The organism is Gillisia xinjiangensis, from assembly GCF_046298265.1.
Classification (GTDB): domain Bacteria; phylum Bacteroidota; class Bacteroidia; order Flavobacteriales; family Flavobacteriaceae; genus Gillisia; species Gillisia xinjiangensis.
The window spans coordinates 538,086-559,663 of sequence record NZ_JBKAHK010000002.1 but is presented as its reverse complement, the minus strand read 5'-3'; the positions used below and the strand labels follow the sequence as shown (position 1 = coordinate 559,663).

The following is a 21,578-nucleotide window of genomic DNA, read 5'->3' as shown; positions in this document are numbered from 1 at the left end:
TTTTTAACCTTCGCGGTTGCTTTGGGGTATATGTTCACAAAGTTTATTTGGAAACCCGCTTTTTTAAAAAGCAAAAAGAGTTCAGATAAAAGTTGTGGTGTTTCCGACTGTGGCTGTCACTGATTTGGTTTGAATGGTAAACATTTTTGTTAAATCTGAAAACACACCTCCAGCAGGCATTACAATGAAATTTTAAAATAAAGACCTTAATTTTTAAAATTAAAGTGTTCTGTAAAAATTAGGTTATTACTTAATGTTTTATCAGTTAATTAAAAATAAGTCTTTGTTCTTGAATCTAGCAGTTGCGCCAAAGGCGGAACGATCTTGATTCTTTACCGGACATTACTGAAAAAAAAATTACAATTTTTTGCTCACCCACATCTTAAGGCTGTAATCCGGTTTTGTATTTTTAGACTCAACGGTTGGATAGGGCATTAAATCAATTTCTGAAATACTATATTCAACGGCTTCCGATAAAAAACTCAAAGACCTGTTTTTTGAATTAACTAAAAGTATCTTTTCTTCTAAAAACTTTCCATTTTCAAATAGTTCTACCAGCACTTTGGCTTCACCAGCCCAAATACAAGTAACATTAATTGGACATCGGGAATCTGAAATTACATCTTTAAATTTCAGGGATCGATTACCAAAATTCACCAATTCTCCCTGCTGAAATGCAGTGTTATAACTCCTGGTTTCTGAGGTTTCCTGACCCAAAACAGAAAAAGAGAAAATCAGGAAAGCGTATACTAAAAAATATTTCATCGAATGTGGTTTTACTTTAAAGACGAACATAAAAACCGGATGTTGCAATTATTAGCCCAAACCAACATCCAATGTCATCATTACGATAAAACCTCCTATAAATCCCATAGTAGCAATATCTGTAAATCGTTCCTGCTGAGATTCCGGGATCACTTCTTCCACAACTACAAATATCATGGCACCGGCAGCAAAGGAGAGCGCATACGGCAAAACAGGTTCAAAAGTTAGTACCATCCAGGCGCCTAAAACCGCTGCTATAGGCTCTACGGCGGCTGATAGTTGGCCGTAATTGAAACTCCGCCATTTGCTTAAACCCTGTCTTCGTAACGGCATGGCTACAGCAAATCCTTCGGGAAAATTTTGAAGTCCAATCCCAATGGCGAGTGCAACAGCACCTCCTATGGAAGCGCCGTCAAGACCTGCCGCAGCAGCTCCAAATAAAACGCCCACGGCCAATCCTTCCGGAATATTATGCAAGGTAATGGCCAGGGTCAATAAAGTGGATTTATGCCACGGGGTTTTAATACCTTCAGTTTCTGACATTTTAAAATTTACATGCAAATGCGGAAGGATCTTATCCAGTCCGAAAAGAAAAAATGCTCCCAGGGTAAAACCCACTACCGCAGGTATCACTTTAATAAAGCCCTCTCCGGGACTCATTTCTATTCCGGGCGCCAGTAAACTCCAGAAGCTGGCCGCAACCATAACTCCACCAGTAAAACCGAGCATTCCATCAAAAAAGGCACGGTTAAGGCCTTTAAACAAAAAAACGAGTGAAGCGCCTAACGCGGTAAGTGCCCAGGTGAAAAGTGTAGCAAGAAAAGCGGCAAGAATGGGATTAATGCTTTGAAAGTATTCAATTATTATTTCCATAGTTATGATGTTTTAACATAAAGGTTCCCTGAGATTAAATGTGAAATACGAAGTTCCCTGTCGTTGATTTTTACCAGCATCGATTGGTCAAAAGATTCCTTTTCCAGCACATGTAATTCTTTCCCTAGGGCAATTCCGTTTTTATCCAAAAACTGAAGAAATGGTGCAGTAGAATCCCGCACGCCAACACATATACCGGAACTACCCTTTTCCACGTCTGATAACAACATTTTATTGGATACAGCAAATTTACCCTCGGAATCCGGAATTGGATCTCCGTGCGGATCACGTTTTGGAAACCCCAGGAATTTATCAAGTTCACTAATGAGCTTTTCAGAGCGGATATGCTCGAGTTGCTCTGCCACATCATGAACTTCATCCCAGTTAAAATTGAGCTTTTCAACCAGGAAAACCTCCCATAACCGATGTTTTCGTATTACAGCTATTGCTGTTTCCCTTCCGGATTTGCTCAATTTTACCCCCTGGTATTTTTTGTAATTCAGCAATTTTTTCTCTGAAAGCTTCTTGATCATATCGGTTACTGAAGATGCCTTGGTCTCCATCTCCTCTGCAAGGGCGTTTGTACTAACCCCCTCCGGATACGAATTTTCCAAATGAAAAATAGCTTTTAAATAATTTTCTTCTGAAAGACTGAACATAAATCTCTTTTTTTATGGTTCAAAAATACATTTTTATTTTAAATAAAAGCTTTTTTAGACTAGTCTAAATTTAATTTGTAGTTTTGTAAAAAAATAATTTAATGAAGTATTTAATATATTTGGCGCTATTTTTATTCGGGACAAATGGATATGCACAATCAGGAGAACTTTCCGGAGTAATTTTATCTGAAAATGAACCGGTTCCCTTTGCTAATATTTATATAGAAGATTTAAAATCAGGAACTACCACAAATGAATTCGGGAGCTATTCCTTAAAAAACATTCCGCAGGGAACCCATATATTGCAAATAAGTGCCGTGGGATACGAGACTGTGAAAAAAGAAATTTCCATACGTCCCAACCAAAAATTAAAAATAGATTTCAGGCTGGAAATTTCCTCCAGTGAACTTTCTGAAGTTTTAATTATAGATGAACAATCCGGTTTAGCACGACGCACGCCATACAATGTTTCCACCATAAGCATGGCAGGAATTGAAAATAAAGGAAACCCAAACGGAATGATGGGAATCCTGAGGGAAGTACCGGGAATTTACGGAGCAGAATTCGGACAGGGAATTGTAAAACCATTTATTCGCGGACTCGGATTTTCACGAATAGTTACCATATATCAAGGCAATAAACTCGAAAATCACCAGTGGGGAGCAGATCACGGACTGGGGATCAACGATCTTGGGATAAAAAGTGTGGATGTGATTAAAGGTCCGGCTTCAGTTTTATATGGATCTGGAGCTTTGGGCGGGGTGTTGCTTTCAAAAGATGATGATTTTTATCTTAATTCCAGGAAACTTGCAGGAAATGCGGGTGTTACCTTCAACAGTATTTCCAACGGATTAAGGACCTACGGATCTTTGGGGAAATCTTATAAAAACGACATGTTTTTCGCTGTAAATGCAGCCTATGAAACGCATGCAGATTATAAAAACGGAGCTGGGAGAATTATTGGAAACAGTAGGTTTAATACCCAAACCATTCGGTTACATACCGGAATTGAAAAAGAGAATTTTCAGAATAAATTGTCCTTAACCTACAACAATCAGAATCTGGGAATTATAAGTGATGAGGAAATGACTGAATCCCAATCCCTTGCTACTTCCAGGAATGACAGGGATATGCAACTGCCTTTTCAGGAAGTGGAAGATTACCTGATCTCTTATAATCAGGGAACTCAAAATGAGAATCTGGAAAGTTTTGTTCACCTTTCGCATCATTTTAATGAAAGGAAAGAAATTGAAACCGAATCCAGTTTGGTAGACCTTGGATTGATGCAGCATCATACATTTTACAATTTCAGACTGCGGTTTCCAAAGGGAAAAATCAAACACAGCATAGGAATCCAGGGAAGTTTTAAGCGAAATGATAATTTGGAGACCGCTCAAAAATTTCTGATCCCGAATGCCCGAACTTTTGAAAGCGGGATTTATTACCTGAGCAGCCTGGATCTTAAATCTGTTTTTTTACAGGGCGCTCTTAGGTATGATTACAGAACCGTTACCGCTGATGCAACATCGGCAGCTTTGGTGGCTTATAATTTTATCCTGCCAGGGAATCCTGAAAACCGCAGACTCACAAAAACATTCAGCGGAATTACAGGTTCGTTTGGAATGACCACCAAATTTAACAAAAACAACACCCTCAAATTAAATTTTTCAACCGGATTTAGGGCACCGGACCTCGCAGAGTTATTCTCCAACGGTCCCCACCCCGGAACCAGCAGGTTTGAAAAAGGAAATGAAAATTTTGAAAGGGAGCAAAGTTTCCAGGCAGATGCGAATTACAGCTATAGAAAAAATGATTTTCAAGGTCAAATCTCCATTTTTGGAAGCCGGATAAACAACTATATCTTTTTTGCTTCCACCGATGAAATCCGGGAAGAAGATGGCCTTGAAATATGGTCTTATCTCCAAACCGATGCCGATTTTTATGGGATGGAGTTTGATTTAAAACACAGCTGGTTAAAAAATAACCGACTGGAAACCGCTATTTCAGGAGCCATTGTAAGAGCATCAGAAAAGGGATCGAATGAAAACATAAGTTTTATCCCTCCCAATAATTACAATGCAGAAATAAGCTATTTTGCACTTGAAGATAGAACACTTTATCTATTTTCAAAATTAAGGCTTATTGAAACTCAAAACAGGGTTGGTTTTAACGAAAAAAAAACACCGGGATACGTGCTGCTCAATTTAGGTGCAAGCAAAAAAATCAATCTAAAAAAAAACAATATGGAAATTGGGATCACCCTATATAATGCGCTCAACAAAACCTATGTAGATCATATGTCCATTCTCAGGGCTTTTAATGTGAGCAGTCCCGGAAGGAATTTGATGTTGAACCTTAATTATAATTTTTAAACCACAATTAGCTGATTTACAAATGAATGTATGAAAGAGGAATTCAATAAAACAATTTAGAATTTTTTTTTAAATTCCACGTTCTTTCTTCTTGAATGTTCTCATAGGCTTCCTGGACCCTGGTAAATTTTTCCTGAGCTCCTTTTCTGTAGGCTTCATACATATGCTGTAATTTATCGGGATGGTATTTTTTTTACGTATTAAGGCAACGGTAATATATTGACACATAAAATAAGTTAATTTCCTGTTTATCACCTTAATAGGGTATAATTTATTATCTATCATTGTTGTCCGGTAAACATTTTTTGAAAGCTGAAAACCACTCATTCATTGGGCATTCCAATGGGATTTTAAGAACCAAACCTAATTTTTCTGAATTTTTCAATTATATCGATAAATCAAAAACCTCGGGGCAAGCCCACGAGGTATGTCCCGAAATATCGGGAGGAAAATACTTTTAAAAATTCGAGGCAAGCCTCGGGGAATTAAACCCTCAATGAGGGATTAAAGTGTTCTCTAAAATTAGAAATCATAACTAAATGAAATAAGTTAATTAAAATCAAGTTTTTTTTCTTGGTTCTTGCAGTTACGGCTAAGGCGGAACGATCTTGCCTCTTTACCGGACATTACTGATTATCTAAATTCTTTTGTCTGGTTATTATTCAAAAAACCGGCTGTCAAAAATAAAAGGGGAATGCGCTTTGATTTTGATTTTCTTAAAGTATTTGTGGTAAGGATTAAGTAAAAAATTAAAATCGCCTTTTACCACTGCTGAAGGCACTTTTAAAACAGCATATTCATTCGTCCTAATAAAATGATCCCCTATCAATTGCGTTTTGGGATGATGGGGAAATCTATTCCACATTTCCGGGAGTTCCTTTTGGGAGACTGTCTTGATTTTAAGGATATCAGGGATTGAAATTTCAAGCATCTCAAAATCCTGGGGCAGCAAGTAAAACGGAAGGTGAACCACTACTTCGGCCATAGCAAGTGCACGGCTATCTGCACAATAAATCATTTCAACCCCTTTAGAATTCCAGCGATTACCCGACAAAGCTGCTCCTTTTCCTGAAAGCTTGGCGGCATATTTTTTTCGCGATAACCTGAAAACTTGCATTACACAAAAATACCCTGGTCAATCCTGTGAAGCTCATTAAGCACCATCTCTTTACCATAAGAATCTTTAAGCAGTTCGATGGGTTTCATAGACCCCAGTGCAAATAATGGAATATTTAACCACATATAAAATTTACTGCTTGTGTCAAAAACAGTATTACCTAAAAGGGACACTTCAGCAATCTCAATGATTTTTTCTGAATGAATGGGCTTAAAGCGAAAGTTTTCCTCTGCTCTGTAACGTTGCAACGACTTGGAAGAAATGTTCAATATTTCAGCCCAATCTTCATCAGAAAATGGGGTGATTTTTGTGATTTCAGAAAACAAAGAAAAAGTAATACCTGATCTTATAGAATGGATAACCAACAATTTATTGTTCAAAAAATCAGCAAAGGAGAAATTTTTATCCAAACTACCTTGCCTTAAATATGTAGGAGCCTGAGCAACATAGATTGCTGCTGCTTCATTAATTTGAATTAAAGATTCTTCAAACAAATTCATCTCACAAACTTTTGTCCTCAAATTTAAGTCATTTGTCTCAGTATTTCAAGTTTATTTTAAAATTTTTTCTCTTTCTGCAGTTGCTCATACGCTCTTTAAATTGCCTGAATTAGTCCTCAACACCTTTAAGGTAGGCTTCATCCATATGCAGTAACTTGTCTGGATGGCATTTTTTGCCATAGTGCGGTAAGCTATATTAATTTAGCAACAGAAGCTGTTTTTGTTGGGTATATTTCCTTTACAAATGATCTATCATTTAAGGATGAAAAATACAGATATATAATAAAAGATTTCTGGTATCACGATAAAGCTTCCGCAGCTAAAAGTCATGGAAACCTAAGAATTGAATAGTCTGACTTCCAACTAAGTAAAAGCCTGGATTAAACGAATAAAACAGTAAGTGATTTAATAAGTTTATATGCCCCGTTCTTTTTGAATATGCTCGTAGGCTTCCTGGACCTTGGTGAATTTTTCCTGAGCTCCTTTTCTGTAAGCTTCATCCATATGCTGTAATTTATCGGGATGATATTTTTTAGCCATGGTCCTAAAGGCTTGCTTTACTTCAGCATCGGTTGCAGATTTTTCGATCTCAAGGATCTTATAAGCATTATCGGCACTTTTAAAGAACATGGCCTTTATACTTTCAAAATCCCTTCTCATCAGGTTTAAATGGGCAGAAATTTCGGATAGTTCTCTTAATTCAGCTTCAGAAACATGGCCATCGGCTTTTGCGATACTGAATAAAAAGTGAAGTATTTGTAAGCGAACCTCATACCGGGTGCGTTTTTGAAGATACAATCCAATGCGCTGCCCGGATATTTCCCTGCTTTTAATAACCTCGTTAAATGTCCTGAAGGTTGCATTTGCGCGCTCTTTTCCATAAGCCTGCACAAAATAAGCCCTCACATAATCCAGTTCGGTTTGGGATACTTTCCCATCTGCTTTTATTACCAGGGAAGCCAGGGAAAGCAAATTAAGCTCAAAATCTCCCGGCGAAACTTTTTGATCCTGTGAACCTACGGAAGGACGCTTCCAGTTATCTATTAAGGTTCCAATAATAAATCCGAGAATAGCACCCGGATACCTAAAAAACATAAAGCCTACTACGGCCAAAATCCATTTGAACATGAAAATTCTTCTTTTAAAGGGGCAAATATACTATTTTGGAGGTGTATATACGAATCTATACAGGAATTGGTTGGCCTATAAACAGTTTGAAAAAATCCAAATTCTAAAAGAAGCCATTTTTTACCGGCTATCGACTATTTACCTGGTGGAATATTACTATAAACCAATAAATTAAGCCTATGAATTCATAGGGATTTGAGATAAGGCAGGTTAAGTAAATTCCGTATATTTGCGCTTTATAAATGTTTAATAAAACTCTATATATATGTATCCAGCAGATTTAGTTAAACCGATGAGAGAAGACCTTACAAGAGTAGGTTTTCAGGAATTACATACTGTTGCCGAAGTTGATGCGGCCATGGAAAAAAAGGGAACTACACTTGTTGTTGTGAATTCAGTGTGCGGATGTGCGGCAGCAAATGCCCGTCCGGGAGCTCGAATTTCCTTACAAAACAGTAAAACCCCAGATAACATAGTGACCGTTTTTGCAGGTGTAGATAAGGAAGCCACAGACAAAGCCCGTGGCTATATGGTGCCTTTCCCTCCATCTTCTCCTTGTATGGCACTTTTTAAAGATGGTGAATTGGTTCACATGCTTGAACGTCATCACATTGAAGGGCGTCCTGCGGAAATGATTGCAGAAAATCTTACAAGTGCTTATAACGAGTTCTGTTAAAAGGATTTTTATCTGAAAGTATTAAATCCTCAATGAGGAATTAAACCGAACTGTTTCCAGTTCGGTTTTTTTATGATTTGAAATGAAGCTTATTTTGTATCTTGCTTATCCTGAAAAAATTTAGAACCGATGAAGACTTTTCTTATTCTTTTGATATTCACAACAAGCTTTGCCGGATGCGATGACATAAAATCTGATCAGGAATTAACCATTCTGGAACTGGAAAAGCAGCTTCAGGAGATCTACGCATTTATAGACAAAAGAGATTGTTCCCCGGGCTCGGAATGTTCCTTTATGCCCTTCGGAAGTAAAGCCTGCGGCGGTCCACAGGGATATCTATTATTCTCTTCAGAAACAGATGTCCCGGCACTTCATAAAATGGTTGAAAAACACCGCAAAGCAGAAGAAGCTTACAACAAACAAAACCGCATTATTAGCGATTGCAGTATTCCGGCTCCACCAGAAAAACTGGCTTGTGAAGATGGGAAATGTATTCAAATTCAATAATGATTCTTTCCCGATATTTTTTCATAAAAATGTATGTTTGCATTAATAAAGTTCCCGATGGCGAGCCGGATAAGTAAAATAAAGAAATTTCGATGAAGCCCGATAGAACGGGACTGGATAAAAAAATCTACTGCTGGAATTAAATAAGATATGAAGAAAATATTAGCCTATCCTCTTTCAATAATTTCGTACTTTTTTTTCTTCCTCACCCTTGGAATATTCCACGTAATCCAGTGGTTAAGCCTTAAAATTGGAGGGTATCAGGCCCATAAAACGTCGGTGGATGTTTTTAATTTTTTCCTGATGCGCTGTCTTAATATATTAGGAACACGTTTTAGCATAGATAATCCTCACGATATTCCGGTTGACAGGCCTTGTATATTTGTCTCGAATCACCAGGGGATTTATGACATTCCCCCCATTATCTGGTATTTAAGAAAACATCATCCTAAATTTGTAAGTAAAAAGGAGCTTGGAAAAGGAATTCCCTCAATTTCGTTCAATTTGCGGCATGGAGGCTCGGTCCTCATAGACAGAAAAAACCCAAAACAGGCAGTTGTAGCATTGGCTGGTTTTGCAAAGTATTTAAATAAGACAAGGCATTCTGCAGTCATTTTTCCGGAAGGAACCCGAAGCAGGAACGGGCAGCCGAAAAGTTTTGCGAAAACGGGAATGCAAATTCTGTTCAAAAAAATGCCGGATGCCCTTGTAGTTCCAATAACCATCAATAATTCCTGGAAACTCTTTGAATATGGGCAATTTCCACTGGGAATTGGAGTTCACATAACCATGAAGGTTCATGAACCCATTCCTGCAAATTCAGATGATGCAGACAGCCTTATCGCAAAGGTAGAACGAACCATAATTTTAGATATTAAATAGCGAAATTTAAATTAAACCCCACAGGTTTTAAAAACCTGTGGGGTTTAAACTTCAACCTAACTTTTAGAATTTTAAAGTCTGCGATGTTTAAAGTAAAAATCAAGTTTATGACCCAGTCGCAAATCATAGAAAACACAAAGTCATTTGTTAAACAAACGCTTCAACACGCCGAAGGCGGGCATGATTGGTTTCATATACAGCGGGTTTATAACAACGCAAAACTTATTGCTGAAACCGAAAATGCCGACTTGTTTGTAGTTGAACTGGGAGCTTTACTTCACGATATTGCCGATTCCAAATTCCATGATGGAGATGAAACCCTTGGTCCTAAAATCGCATCTGAATTTTTAACGACCCAGGAAGTTCCTTCTGCAGTGATCACCCATGTTGTTAATATCATTGAGAATATTTCTTTCAAGGGAGGGAATGAGGAACAGCAATTCACGTCTCTGGAACTGGATATTATTCAGGATGCCGACCGTTTAGACGCGCTTGGCGCCATTGGAATTGCTCGAACGTTCAATTATGGCGGATTTAAAGAAAGAGCTCTCTACGACCCCCAAATTAAGCCGGATCTTGCTATGAGCAAAGAAACCTATAAAGCATCTACCGCTCCAACGATCAATCATTTCTATGAAAAACTTCTTTTGCTAAAAGAACGGATGAATACAGAATCAGGTAGAAAAATAGCAGAAGAACGACATCGCTATATGGAACATTTCCTGGAGCAGTTCTATGCCGAATGGAAGGGAGAAAAATAAAAAACCCTCTCCGGCTTCCCCAAAAAATGGAAAGAAAGAGAGAGTTGATTTATTTATAGTCCTGAATTTTCAATTTTGAATCCGGAATTCTGAATCTTGAATCCCGAATTTTAAAACCATGCATTCCAGGGAATTCTGGATAGCATTAAGATTAAAGCAATGCTGTAAAAAATAGCAAGTAATTTAAATTTTGGTTTAGAGGTTAGTTTCCCTTTATGCTTTGAATATCCCATGGTAATAAGAACAATGGCAATAATCATAATAAGAGGATGCTCTACAAGATACAATCTTGAGATTGAATCCTTCATCACTTCACCCATACCAATTTCACTAAACTTTCTGAAATGAGGTGATACAAAATAAAGCACGATTCCAATCAACAACTGTATATGGGAGGCGATAAGGGTAAAAAGCGCGATCCTGAAATTGGCTGCTCCATATTCTTTATTGGAAACATATCCCACAATGGAATTTACAGAGGCTATTATCAAGACTATTAAAACAAGATAAGCCCAGTAGGAGTGAATAAATTGAACTGTTTCGTACATAATTTTTAATTTCAGTAAATATAGTTTTTTTTAACAAAAAAACCGCCCCGAAATTTGGGGGCGGTTTAAATAATATTTAAAAAAGATTTTTTTAGAAATTATATTTTAAAGACGCATTCCAGGTTCTGCCAAGACCGTAGAATACTCCAAAAGCATCAGTTTGGCTAATATATGCGCTGTTTAACAGATTGTAAATGTTTGCTGCAAGTACAAATTTGTTACCTCCAAAATTAAAATCGTAAGCAGTAGTAAAGTCAACTACTCCATAACCATCAAGTTCGGTAGTTTCGTAACTGCTCCCCTGAGCTACTACATCGGCTACATCTATAAAATCATATAGTCTTGTAAAGTAGTTGTAGTCAAGTCCAATTTTAAAGCCATTGGTGACGTTGTACATCCCGTTAATTCCGAAAGAGGTTTGAGGAGCATTACTAATTTCCACTCCGTCAAGATTTACTTCTCCGTTGAAGAAATTAGGTGAAAGGGTTTCCCCTTCACGAGTTCTGTAATCATTGATATCAGCATTAGTAAAGAAAGTGTTATCTCTAAAATCTCTTGTACGGTAAGGAGTTGCATCAGCATATTTCCAGTCCCCTATAGAAACGTAAGCACCAAGTCTAAGCTTATTGCTCATTCGGTACTGGCCATCAATCTCGATACCCTGGTGAATTTGAGTAACATCTGTTTGCTCACGGCTAATGTCAATTTCCTGTCCTAAGATGGGATTGTTTTCTTCATCCTGACCCTCGTAACTTGCAATTACATTTCCATTAGCTACAAAACGGTTAGCCCATTCGGTACGGTAAAGGTTTACATTCAATTTGAAGTTACCTTCAGTCAATTTATATCCAGCTTCAATACCGGTGATTTCCTCGTTCTCTACTGCTGGAGTTGCAAGTTCAGCCGTTGCGGCGAAAATATTATCAAGGAATGGTTGACGGCTGTAGAAACCTGCATTGGCAAAAATGCTGTGGCTATCATTAAAGTTGTAAGCCGCTCCTGTTTTCAGGTTATAACCTGTTTTATTGGTCTTCTCAGATTCTTTAGTGGTTTGGTTTCCATTTGCATCTCTAGCAAACCTGTCTTCTCTCTGGTAAGACTGATTAGAAATCGCTCCCTGGAAAAATGCAGAGAAAGCATCTGTTCCGTATTCTATCTGGCTAAAAGCTCCCTGGTAATTGATATCTTCTGAATAATCGTAGTTAATTCTTTCATTCTCATCGGCAGAAGTGAAGAAAGTCTTCCAAGGATTGATGCTGAAAGATTCAGTAACGACTCTTCCATCAGGACGGTCATTTGCCCAACCTGTGAGACCGAAGAAATCGATAACTTGTCTAAAGTGATCTCCGCTGTAGAAACGAATATCGGCTCCGGCATTCATGCTCCAGTTTTCATTAAAATCGTGACTGTAGTTAGATACCACTCCAAACCATTGGTGGTTATTCATAGAAGCACGTCTAATGTATCCATCATTTCGAGGCTCACCTAATCCAATTTGAGCATTAGCTTCTCTAATCGCATCAAAATCTATTTGACCGCTAATACCACCTGCTATATTATAATCTGGCTCACGAATACGTCCTCGGCCACGAGGTCCTGTTCCACCACCACGGCCAAAAGAGGCGTAAGCAACAGTAGATAGTGAAGAATCATCTGAAATATCCCAATCCCAGTTAAAGTTCATAACCGGTTTATGGTAGAAGTTTGTTCTTTCAGAGATAATTTCTCCTTGATCCACACCCCAGTGCTGATTATATTTTCTAAATTCTCTAGCAGTTTCTTCAGGTTGTGACCATGCCTGCATGTGTTGTTGTGGTGCTCCAAAAACAAGGAAGTTAAAATTATGATCTCCTAAAAGCTTTCCTATAGAAAGAAAATAATTTTGACCAGATCCTTGGGTCCCCTGTCTGTATTTTCTATGAGCTTGCCAGTGATCTAGCATAAGCGAGAATCCCCAGCCGTTATCGTTCAAACCTGAGTCGTAACTAACAGTTCCTTTAAGGAAACTATCATTACCTACCATCGTACGTGCAAAACCACCTTCATTTCTTTCAGTTGCTTTCGAAACAATGTTTACCGTTCCTCCTACAGAAGAAATGGCCAATTTAGAAGAACCAAGTCCACGTTGCACCTGTACCGCGTTAGCGATATCAGCCATCCCGGCCCAGTTAGACCAGTACATTTTACCATCTTCCATCCCGTTAATTGGCTGTCCATTTAATAGGAATGCAGTGTTGGTTTGGTCAAATCCACGAAGAAACATTTGAGAATCTCCAAAACCGGTTTGGTTTGAAACATAAACCGATGGTACATTTTTCATTAATTCAGGAAATTCTACGTTTCCTACAGCTTTTTGCTGAATTTCAGATTTTGTGATGGTAGAAACCGCAATTGGGGTTCTGCGATCTTCTTCAAGATCCATTACTCCTCGCCCAATAACGATAATTTCTGAAAGGGCATCGGCATCTGTAGTAAGAACAATTCTTCCCAAATCCTGGGTTTGACCACTGGCAACGTTGAAGTTGGCGGACCTTCTTTCGAAACCAATAAAACTGATCTCAATTCTTCCTGTAGCAGTGGCTACATTAAGCGAGAATTTCCCCTCAAAATCGGTAGTTGTTCCGTTGGTGGTACCTACTACCACTACGGTTGCGCCTGGTAATGGTGCATTCATTTCAGAATCTATTACCGTTCCGGTAATTGTTCCTTGAGCAAAAATTGTAGCAGATGTTAAAAACAACGCCATAAGTAATAATTTCCTCATCATTTAAACTTTTTTGTTTTATGTTTATATTTCCCGGCAAATGACGCGAAATAAGGCTTATCAAACTTTAACCTAATGTTAAGAATTCTGATTTAACAACTGTTTCATCGCAACCTTTAAACCGATATCCAAGTGATTGAATTCCTTCAATTTAAAAGGATAAATGGTTTATTTTTGTAAAGTAAAGTTTGACAATTATGTACTAATCCCATTTATTTTGTGCAGCATCACCGCCCCAAATCAATGTGGCGAGGTACGGATTGTCTATAAATGGATTTCTATTTCCTTGTGCTCCTTCTATAACATTATTTCGCTGGATCTCAAATTCTGAGACCGGGTCTTCAGCATTCCACTTCAGGAAGAGATCAAGATTACCAACCTTGTTAAAAGTCTCTCCATATCTAATATTGAGGTATAAGACCATTCTGGCAACATCTCCCTTCCATTCATCCCCAGGATACCAGCTATTTCCATTAATTAAACCTGCTTCACCACTTCCTTCGGTAAAAGGATAATTGAGACGTAGCGAATTAATATCGGAATCTGCAACCCTCAAATGATGCATATCTGTAACCGCATCTGCAGCACTTAATCTGGACTGTGGATAAATGTGCTCCGTATTAAAAGTTTGTGGGGAATAACTATTGGAATCTGACCAATATTCTTCCCAATACCTCGACTCCCCGGTGTACATAAGAATGACATTATCCGGATTGTTAAGATCTTCATCGGCATCATATAAATAATTATGACGTTCACCATAGGAAAGAATGGTAGTGTGGGCATTGATGGTTAGATTGGAGACTTGCGTGAAGTTTATATCTGTATCTGTTGTTAAGAAAAAGTCGCCGTAATATTCCTGAAGACTTTCAGGAATATTAAATGAAATCGCCTCAATAATACTTACCGTTACAGTAGCAGTAGAACAGCTTGGTTCCGGAGTATCGTCATCACATAATGTATATATAAAGGTATCATTCCCCTTAAATGCAGGCATAGGAGTATAAGTGACGGTGCCGTCTTCATTAATTACTACACTTCCGGTTCCTGATGCTTCAACCGATGTGATAACGGCGCCATCAATAACCACATCATTTTCCAGTAAACTGGCTATAGTCAAACTTGTCGTTCCAAAACTCATAACCACCTCATCTTTAACAGCAACTGGATCGCCTTCATCATTAACTGTAATTGTGATAGTTGCCGTAGAACAGATGGGAGTATCATGATCATTACAAATAGTATAGGTGAAACTATCTTCCCCTGCAAAACTATCGGCCGGAGTATATTTAATTGTTCCGTCGTTCTGGAGCTCCACGCTTCCATCAGTATCTTCTGCGTCAACAGAGCTGACCACCGCATTATCCGGGAAATCATCATTGTCAAGATGATTCGTAATTGTCAGGACCTTATCTTCCTCCGTTTCATAAGCATCATCTACAGCCAAAACTGAAGCTGCAGTAACCGTAATTGTAACTGCTGCTGAAGAACAATTTTTGGGGGACGCGTTGTCACACATGGTGTATTCAAAAGTATCTTCTCCCATAAAGTCTGTAGGAGGGGTATAGGTGTAGGTGCCATCGCGATTATCCACCACAGTTCCCCCTTTTGTGGTTTGAGAATCAATAGAGGTGATCCTGGCATATTCATATACCGTATCATTGTCCAGCAGCCCACTAAATTTCAGGGAAGTATTTTCTGATGTGCTTAATGCATCATCTACCGCTAAAGGCACTTCAGCCGCAGGTGGTTCCACAGGAGGTTTTACTCCACCTTCATCGTCTTTGTTGCAGGCCAGAATCAGTAATGCGGCAATTAAAAATAAAATCTTCTTCATTAAAAAATGTTTTCTTTTCCGGAAAATACCGGCAGGTTAAAGTACAAAAACCTCTTAGCTGAAAGTTAAGAGGTTTTTGCTATAAAAATTAAAGATATAAATTATTGTACCGGAACCCACACACCATTTTCTTTGATAAGATGCATTTGTTCAATAGTATTTGTTCCGTTGTAAATATCAAAAGTCATAAGATATTTTTGGCCTTCTGCAGCATTTGGTGTTACACTTTCGTTCAACAGGAGGTTGAATGCTTCAAGCAACATTGCATCTGTCCACTGATTGGCATTACCCGGTCTTCTGTCAAAGTTACTAAATCTTTTAGCACTGGCGGAAGGACCAGGATATTCATCGGCAAGTTCATCACCAATAAAAGCATAGTCTGCAACGGCTAAGACATAAACGATAGTATTATCCACTACCCACCCTGTACCTTCATGACCAAACTGGAGTGTTTTTTCAATAACACTTGGAATAAATTCCCACTCCCTTTTGTCTTCATCATAAATGAAACTTGCGTAACGAGTTACTACTCCACCATCGAAAAAATCATATTCTACAGAAACAAAATCTCCATCTTGCCCATAAGGAAAACGAGGCTCCAACCATCTACCAATGTAGAATCCTGCATCAGATTCATTACCAAAATTGTTGAATCTCTGTTCAAACTCCTGGGTATAAATATTTTCAGGTAATTCCATAGGCAACATCCAACTACCACCACCGTAAGCAAATACCTGGGTTTTCATTAAGGTAGAAATGGTCTCCTCTTCATTTAACACATATTCTCCATTTTCCAATACAACCGAAATTAAATCACTACCTGCCGAACCGGTGTAAATTCTATAAGACACATTAAATTGAGTGCCTTCAGATGCATCTGAGTACCTTTCCATAAGCAGGGCATTAACTGCCTCAAGGATCATTTCATCGCTCCAGTATGCGTCTCTTCCTTCTCTTCTGTCAAAATTATTGAAATTTGCAGCACTAGAAGCAGGATCGGGATATTCTTCACTAAATTCTGCACCTATAAATTCAAAATCATTATTTGAAATATCATGGGCCATTGCCCCAAATTGAACATAAGAACTTCCATTGTACCTAACCTTCATACTTTCTACACCGCTATTCCCGTCATAAATTCTGTAGCTTACTTCATAAGTCTGTCCTTCCACCGCCGGATAGTTTTCATTTAAAACTATATTTATGGCCTCAAGGATCATTTCATTGCTCCAGTATGCGTCTCTTCCTTCTCTTCTGTCAAAATTATTGAATCTTGCAGCACTAGAAGCAGGATCAGGATATGTCGCTGCTAATTTTTCTTCGATTACATCAAAGTCATCATTTGAAATATCATGGAACATTTCAACCGCAACAGTTTTGTAGGTAAGTTTAACATAATCGTTGGACTGAGCCTGTGAAAATTGAAGTCTAAGAAAGTCTTTAATTTCGGAAGTTTGGGTGAAATAACTTCTGTTTAAACCAATAGTTCCATAATCTGCTTCTACTACAGTATATTCTTCAGGATTAATTGGCGCGTAAAGGTCAAAAGTCACCTGTGCAAGAGAACCCTGCCCCCAAACCGGAAATTTATCTGAAAGCAGTTGCGGTATTAAGGCTCCGGCCTCTTCAAGGGAACTGAAATTCCCGAATTGAACATCAAGGTCATCGTAATCGTCATCTGTGAGTGTATACTTAGCCATACCCTCAATAGCACGGTTATCCAAACTTGCATCAAGCTCGTTATGAATGTCATCCATCGGCTCACAGCTTGTTAGTGCAAGTCCCAGGAACATCATTAGTAAATAAATTGAATTTTTCATTTTCTTTTTTTTAGAAATTAAATTTTGCACCAACATTGAATGTTCTTCCGAATCCGTAGAATACCCCCTCGTTCATTCCGCCACGGGCAATTGAGATATACTCTGTATCTAAAACGTTATTAATGTTACCTATCAGCATGGCTTCGAAATCACCTAAATCAAATTTATGGGTTAAACCAAAATCAACTAGTCCAAACGCAGGTAATTCCCAGGACTGTCCAAGTTCTCTTGTACTTCTTGTCTCAGGATCAAATTGAGCGTAAAGGTCATCATAATAGTTCCAGTCTACGCGTACTGATGTACTAGGCCAAACCTGATAATCTGCACCAGCTGCAAATGTTGTTTGCGCTGATCCTCCTACTTTAAGGTCTTCTACAAAAAGGTTGATAGTTCTTACTATTTCCTGGTCTTCATTAAAGATATCGACACCTGTAATATCGTTTTTCCATGTCCAGTCTCCAAGAGAGGCCATACCGGTTATAGTAAGTCTTTCACTTGGACGGTAGCTAAATTCTAGTTCCACACCCTGGTGAAGAGCATCAAGACCTAAGATGTTTGCAGAAGCTGTTGTTCCGTCTGGCTGCTGGAATCTTTGTACAAAAGTTTTATCATTCCACTCAGTACGGTAAACGTTCAAATCTGCCCTGAAGTTTGCACTTCGGTATCCATATCCAAGTTCTGCACTAAAAATCTTCTGGTTCTCAGCTCCTTCGTTAATATCATTTCTGAAATTAAGAAAAACAGCATTAGAAAAAGGTGCCTTCTCAAAATAACCAACGTTAGCAAAAACATTATGGTTGTTGTCCAAGTTGTAGTTAGCACCACCTTTTGCACTATATCCAAAGAAATGCTGGAAATCTGTTTCCTGATTTGGATCTGTATCTAAATAATTAAAGAAATCTTTTCTTTTATAGGAAGTATTTGACGCTGCAACAGTAACGAATGCTGAAAGCGCATCTTGTGAATATTCTGCCTGGGCGAATAAGCCTTCCCATAGCACAGTTCCTACGTCGTAATAACTGATCTTGTCACCAACTCCGGCAGCATTTAATGGATTATTAACGTTACTGTCATCCAGGGCATATGCACCACCAAGTAAATCGGTAAGCTCAGTAAAATGCGATCCTTCATAGTATCTAAAATCAAGACCACCGGTAAATTCTACACTGGGAAGAATCTGTGAAGAAAGAGTTGAAAGAACTCCGTACCACTGGTGATCATTTCTTGAAGCTCTTAAGTAAGATTCAGCTCCCAGAGCTCCACGTTCCACATTCTCATCTACAATAAGATCAAGGTTCAATGGTTGAAGGTATCCGTCACGGTAAGGGGAAGGATTACTTTCGGTACCGAGTCCAAATTTGTTGACTCCCCTATATCCACCACCGCCACCAGAACCAAAGGAAGCATAGGCAGAGGTACTCAATTTTGTATCAACAGAAATATCCCAATAGTGATTTAAGGACATTTGAGGCTTGTGGTAGAAGTTGTCTTCCACATGAACCACCTGCCCATTCTTGTAACCCCAGTCCTGATTAAATTTTGTACCACTCTCGCTAATTCTATAGATCTCCATAGGCAAGGCGTTTTGACGCTGCCCGTGTCTTTGCTGTGCACCAAAAGCAGTGAAAGACAATTGGTGATCTTCGTTCAAGTCTTTAGCGATGTTTATAAAGTAAGAAAAGCCGTTAAATTCAGTTCCGTCTACATAACCGTTTCCGGTAACTTTTGCACCAGAAACTGTAGCTGCCCAACCATTATCCATTTTTCCGGTTGAAACTGTTGCAGATACTTTTTGATATCCGTCGTTCCCTAAAGAATAAAAAGCGCTACCACCTTCCTGAGCATCTGTAGTTTTGGTAACGATATTGATTGTACCTCCAATAGAAGGAACAGCAACTTTTGAAGCTCCCAGACCTCTTTGCACCTGCATAAACCTTGTAACATCTGAAAGACCTGCCCAGTTACTCCAGTATACACGACCGTTTTCCATGTCGTTTACAGGAATACCGTTTATAAGTACAGCAATGTTTTCAGATTCAAAACCTCTTAGTGTTATCTCAGAATCTCCAAAACCACCGCCACCTTTGGTGGCATAGACACCTGGAGTAGATTTTAATATTTCAGGAAATTCCTGATTCCCTAATTCCTGCAGAATAGTTTCTGCTTTAATTGTTGAAACAGCAACAGGAGTTTTTCGGTCAATTGCAAGGGAATAAATGCTAATTATCACTTCTCCCAAAGCATCTTCAGCCGGGTTTAGCAATATTTCACCAAGATCCAATGTTTGTCCGTTGGCCACTGTGAAAGGGACCTGAAGGGTTTTATAACCCAGGAATCGAATCTCCAAAGTACCAGTATTAGACGGCGCTTTCAAAGAGAATTTCCCTCCAAAATCTGTCATTGTTCCAATAGTAGTGCCCATAATCGACACATTCGCACCCGGTAATGGTGCGTCAGAATCTATTACCGTTCCGGTAATTGTTCCTTGAGCAAAAATTGTAGCAGATGTTAAAAACAACGCCAATAGTAATAATTTCCTCATCATTTAAACTGTTTTGTTTTATGTTTATAATTCAACGCAAATGAAGTAAAATAAGGCTTATCAAACTTTAACGCAATGTTAAGACTTCTGTTTTTTACATCTTTTGCATCCCAAACATAAAACAATTATTCAAGTGATTGAATCCCTGCAGTTTAAAGTAATTAATGGTTTATTAACAATATCCTAATGGCTATTTTAAAAAGGAATTTAAGAGACTTTTAGTAGAACTGTCATGATTTTGAACGTTAGATTTCTGAATTTCGGTGAGAATTTCGGTCGCAAGTTGCTTCCCTAATTCCACTCCCCATTGATCATAACTAAAAATATTCCAGATAATCCCCTGAACAAAGATTTTGTGTTCATACATCGCGATCAACTTGCCCAGGCTGGTTGGGGTTAACTTATCGATCAAGATAGATGTAGTGGGCTTATTCCCTTTAAAAACTTTAAAAGGGGTGAGTTTTTCTATTTCTTCTGAAGAAAGGTTTTTTTCTTCCAGTTCCCTTTTCACATCTTCAGCAGTTTTCCCCATCAACAAAGCTTCTGTTTGGGCAAAATAATTGGCCATTAACTTTTGATGATGATCTTTGTCTTTATGTAAAGACTGTTTAAATCCGATGAAATCTGCCGGGATTAATTTGGTTCCCTGGTGTATTAACTGAAAAAATGCGTGTTGCGAATTGGTTCCTGGCTCTCCCCAGATAATATTTCCGGTTTCATAGGAAACAGGCTTTCCATTCCTGTCTGTACTTTTTCCGTTGCTTTCCATAATCGCCTGCTGCAAATAAGATGGGAGTTTCTGCAGGTATTGCGTATATGGAATTACCGCTTCGCTTTCGGCTTTAAAAAAGTTGTTGTACCAAATACTTAATAAAGCAAGTTGTACAGGAATATTAGTGCTGAAATCTTCATTTTTAAAATGGAGATCCATCTCGTGGGCTCCTTCCAGCAAGTCATCAAACTGATGATATCCTATTGCCAGACTAATCGATAAACCAACCGCGCTCCAAAGGGAAAAACGGCCTCCTACCCAATCCCACATCGGAAAAATATTTTCAGAAGCTATACCAAAATCCTTCACTTTCTCGATATTGCTGGATACCGCGACAAAATGTTTGGAAACCGCCTCATCCGGTGCTGTTCTTTTTAACCAGGCTCTGGCAGTATTAGCATTAGACAAGGTTTCCTGGGTGGTAAATGTTTTGGAAACTATTAAAAACAAGGTGGTTTCCGGATTGAGATCCTGTAAGGTTTCATGAACATGATCCCCGTCCACATTGGAAATATAATGCAGGTTTAAATGATTTTTATAGAATTTTAAGGATTCGGTTACCATGGCCGGTCCAAGATCTGATCCGCCAATACCAATATTCACTATATCTGTAAATGCCAATCCCGTGTGACCTTTCAGAACACCATTAATAACTTCAGTTGAAAATTTCCTTATCTTATCCTTAGCTTCATACACCTCCGGGACCACATTTTTCCCATCTAAAATCACTTCCTCAGTTTGTGGAACTCTTAATGCCGTATGGAGCACAGGGCGATTCTCTGTTTTGTTGATAGCTTCTCCGCCGTAATAGGATTTTATAGCCTCTTTTAAACCACATTCTTCAGCGAGTTTAAGAAGAATTTTCTGAGTTTCAACCGTGATCCTGTTTTTACTAAAATCCACATAAAAATCCTCCCATTCAATTTTAAGATCTTCAGCTCTTTGAGGATCTTCCTGAAACAGGTTTTTTATCTCCAACTCCCTGATCTCCAAAAAGTGTTTTTCTAGTTTTTTCCAGGCTTTTGTCTTGGTAGGATCTATATTTTTCATGGTAT

General features: G+C 38.5%; 18 protein-coding genes. 6 read left to right on the top strand and 12 right to left on the bottom strand.

From position 1 onward, the window contains the following. Window positions 1–357: 357 nt before the first annotated feature. The 3 genes from ACKGJN_RS03610 to ACKGJN_RS03600 are packed head-to-tail and all read right to left on the bottom strand — an operon-like array spanning window position 358 to window position 2,297. Window positions 358–765 carry a hypothetical protein gene (locus ACKGJN_RS03610; protein WP_409538064.1) on the bottom strand — a complete coding sequence of 136 codons (408 nt, stop codon included), beginning with the start codon at window positions 763–765 and terminating at the stop codon, window positions 358–360. 51 nt (window positions 766–816) lie between these two features. Next, complete coding sequence (locus tag ACKGJN_RS03605; protein ID WP_409538063.1) at window positions 817–1,638, bottom strand: ZIP family metal transporter; 822 nt, start codon at window positions 1,636–1,638, stop codon at window positions 817–819. Between the two features lie 2 nt (window positions 1,639–1,640). Beyond that, entirely contained in the window at window positions 1,641–2,297 is a 657-nt protein-coding gene (locus ACKGJN_RS03600) for a metal-dependent transcriptional regulator (RefSeq protein WP_409538062.1), read from the bottom strand. Window positions 2,298–2,398: 101 nt separating this feature from the next. Here ACKGJN_RS03600 and ACKGJN_RS03595 point away from each other — a divergent pair, with 101 nt between their 5' ends. Then, on the top strand, window positions 2,399–4,669 hold the full coding sequence (locus ACKGJN_RS03595; RefSeq protein WP_409538061.1) for a TonB-dependent receptor: 2,271 nt from the start codon (window positions 2,399–2,401) through the stop codon (window positions 4,667–4,669). Between the two features lie 658 nt (window positions 4,670–5,327). Here ACKGJN_RS03595 and ACKGJN_RS03590 read toward each other — a convergent pair. The 3 genes from ACKGJN_RS03590 to ACKGJN_RS03580 form a co-directional block, all read right to left on the bottom strand. Continuing rightward, the gene (locus ACKGJN_RS03590) at window positions 5,328–5,786 is read right to left on the bottom strand and encodes an RES family NAD+ phosphorylase (protein ID WP_409538060.1); all 459 of its coding nucleotides are present in this window, start codon (window positions 5,784–5,786) and stop codon (window positions 5,328–5,330) included. Next, a complete protein-coding gene (gene parS, locus ACKGJN_RS03585; RefSeq protein WP_409538059.1) occupies window positions 5,786–6,286 on the bottom strand; it encodes a type II RES/Xre toxin-antitoxin system antitoxin in 501 nt (166 codons plus the stop codon). The genes ACKGJN_RS03590 and parS overlap by 1 nt, the downstream gene beginning before the upstream one ends. Before the next feature lie 414 nt (window positions 6,287–6,700). Beyond that, complete coding sequence (locus ACKGJN_RS03580; RefSeq protein WP_409538058.1) at window positions 6,701–7,414, bottom strand: TerB family tellurite resistance protein; 714 nt, start codon at window positions 7,412–7,414, stop codon at window positions 6,701–6,703. Here ACKGJN_RS03580 and ACKGJN_RS03575 point away from each other — a divergent pair. The 5 genes from ACKGJN_RS03575 (at window position 7,413) to ACKGJN_RS03555 (ending at window position 10,240) form a co-directional block, all read left to right on the top strand. After that, window positions 7,413–7,589, top strand: coding sequence for a hypothetical protein (locus ACKGJN_RS03575; protein ID WP_409538057.1), 177 nt, complete (start codon window positions 7,413–7,415; stop codon window positions 7,587–7,589). The two genes, ACKGJN_RS03580 and ACKGJN_RS03575, sit on opposite strands and share 2 nt — an antisense overlap. Before the next feature lie 90 nt (window positions 7,590–7,679). Further along, on the top strand, window positions 7,680–8,090 hold the full coding sequence (locus ACKGJN_RS03570; RefSeq protein WP_409538056.1) for a BrxA/BrxB family bacilliredoxin: 411 nt from the start codon (window positions 7,680–7,682) through the stop codon (window positions 8,088–8,090). 129 nt (window positions 8,091–8,219) lie between these two features. Then, on the top strand, window positions 8,220–8,597 hold the full coding sequence (locus ACKGJN_RS03565; RefSeq protein ID WP_409538055.1) for a hypothetical protein: 378 nt from the start codon (window positions 8,220–8,222) through the stop codon (window positions 8,595–8,597). Between the two features lie 150 nt (window positions 8,598–8,747). Beyond that, window positions 8,748–9,479 carry a lysophospholipid acyltransferase family protein gene (locus ACKGJN_RS03560; RefSeq protein ID WP_409538054.1) on the top strand — a complete coding sequence of 244 codons (732 nt, stop codon included), beginning with the start codon at window positions 8,748–8,750 and terminating at the stop codon, window positions 9,477–9,479. Between the two features lie 107 nt (window positions 9,480–9,586). Further along, complete coding sequence (locus ACKGJN_RS03555; protein WP_409538053.1) at window positions 9,587–10,240, top strand: HD domain-containing protein; 654 nt, start codon at window positions 9,587–9,589, stop codon at window positions 10,238–10,240. Between the two features lie 110 nt (window positions 10,241–10,350). On the opposite strand, the gene ACKGJN_RS03550 is transcribed toward ACKGJN_RS03555, so the two are convergent. From ACKGJN_RS03550 to pgi, 6 genes are all read right to left on the bottom strand, one after another. After that, window positions 10,351–10,788: a hypothetical protein gene (locus ACKGJN_RS03550; protein WP_409538052.1), complete on the bottom strand. Its 438-nt coding sequence runs from the start codon at window positions 10,786–10,788 to the stop codon at window positions 10,351–10,353. A gap of 91 nt (window positions 10,789–10,879) precedes the next feature. Continuing rightward, window positions 10,880–13,555, bottom strand: coding sequence for a TonB-dependent receptor (locus ACKGJN_RS03545; RefSeq protein ID WP_409538051.1), 2,676 nt, complete (start codon window positions 13,553–13,555; stop codon window positions 10,880–10,882). A gap of 199 nt (window positions 13,556–13,754) precedes the next feature. Then, the gene (locus ACKGJN_RS03540; protein ID WP_409538049.1) at window positions 13,755–15,389 is read right to left on the bottom strand and encodes an Ig-like domain-containing protein; all 1,635 of its coding nucleotides are present in this window, start codon (window positions 15,387–15,389) and stop codon (window positions 13,755–13,757) included. 101 nt (window positions 15,390–15,490) lie between these two features. Then, window positions 15,491–17,209 carry a hypothetical protein gene (locus tag ACKGJN_RS03535; RefSeq protein ID WP_409538048.1) on the bottom strand — a complete coding sequence of 573 codons (1,719 nt, stop codon included), beginning with the start codon at window positions 17,207–17,209 and terminating at the stop codon, window positions 15,491–15,493. A gap of 10 nt (window positions 17,210–17,219) precedes the next feature. Further along, window positions 17,220–19,754 carry a TonB-dependent receptor gene (locus tag ACKGJN_RS03530; protein WP_409538047.1) on the bottom strand — a complete coding sequence of 845 codons (2,535 nt, stop codon included), beginning with the start codon at window positions 19,752–19,754 and terminating at the stop codon, window positions 17,220–17,222. Between the two features lie 187 nt (window positions 19,755–19,941). Further along, entirely contained in the window at window positions 19,942–21,573 is a 1,632-nt protein-coding gene (gene pgi, locus ACKGJN_RS03525; protein ID WP_409538046.1) for a glucose-6-phosphate isomerase, read from the bottom strand. Window positions 21,574–21,578 lie beyond the last annotated feature (5 nt).

Coding starts and splice junctions, on each gene's coding strand:
- ACKGJN_RS03605 (WP_409538063.1), bottom strand. CDS start 1,638: ATGGAAATAATAATTGAATACTTTCAAAGCATTAATCCCATTCTTGCC.
- ACKGJN_RS03580 (WP_409538058.1), bottom strand. CDS start 7,414: ATGTTCAAATGGATTTTGGCCGTAGTAGGCTTTATGTTTTTTAGGTAT.
- ACKGJN_RS03555 (WP_409538053.1), top strand. CDS start 9,587: ATGACCCAGTCGCAAATCATAGAAAACACAAAGTCATTTGTTAAACAA.
- ACKGJN_RS03540 (WP_409538049.1), bottom strand. CDS start 15,389: ATGAAGAAGATTTTATTTTTAATTGCCGCATTACTGATTCTGGCCTGC.
- ACKGJN_RS03595 (WP_409538061.1), top strand. CDS start 2,399: ATGAAGTATTTAATATATTTGGCGCTATTTTTATTCGGGACAAATGGA.
- parS (WP_409538059.1), bottom strand. CDS start 6,286: ATGAATTTGTTTGAAGAATCTTTAATTCAAATTAATGAAGCAGCAGCA.
- ACKGJN_RS03590 (WP_409538060.1), bottom strand. CDS start 5,786: ATGCAAGTTTTCAGGTTATCGCGAAAAAAATATGCCGCCAAGCTTTCA.
- pgi (WP_409538046.1), bottom strand. CDS start 21,573: ATGAAAAATATAGATCCTACCAAGACAAAAGCCTGGAAAAAACTAGAA.
- ACKGJN_RS03550 (WP_409538052.1), bottom strand. CDS start 10,788: ATGTACGAAACAGTTCAATTTATTCACTCCTACTGGGCTTATCTTGTT.
- ACKGJN_RS03560 (WP_409538054.1), top strand. CDS start 8,748: ATGAAGAAAATATTAGCCTATCCTCTTTCAATAATTTCGTACTTTTTT.
- ACKGJN_RS03535 (WP_409538048.1), bottom strand. CDS start 17,209: ATGAAAAATTCAATTTATTTACTAATGATGTTCCTGGGACTTGCACTA.
- ACKGJN_RS03530 (WP_409538047.1), bottom strand. CDS start 19,754: ATGATGAGGAAATTATTACTATTGGCGTTGTTTTTAACATCTGCTACA.
- ACKGJN_RS03600 (WP_409538062.1), bottom strand. CDS start 2,297: ATGTTCAGTCTTTCAGAAGAAAATTATTTAAAAGCTATTTTTCATTTG.
- ACKGJN_RS03570 (WP_409538056.1), top strand. CDS start 7,680: ATGTATCCAGCAGATTTAGTTAAACCGATGAGAGAAGACCTTACAAGA.
- ACKGJN_RS03565 (WP_409538055.1), top strand. CDS start 8,220: ATGAAGACTTTTCTTATTCTTTTGATATTCACAACAAGCTTTGCCGGA.
- ACKGJN_RS03575 (WP_409538057.1), top strand. CDS start 7,413: ATGAAAATTCTTCTTTTAAAGGGGCAAATATACTATTTTGGAGGTGTA.
- ACKGJN_RS03610 (WP_409538064.1), bottom strand. CDS start 765: ATGAAATATTTTTTAGTATACGCTTTCCTGATTTTCTCTTTTTCTGTT.
- ACKGJN_RS03545 (WP_409538051.1), bottom strand. CDS start 13,555: ATGATGAGGAAATTATTACTTATGGCGTTGTTTTTAACATCTGCTACA.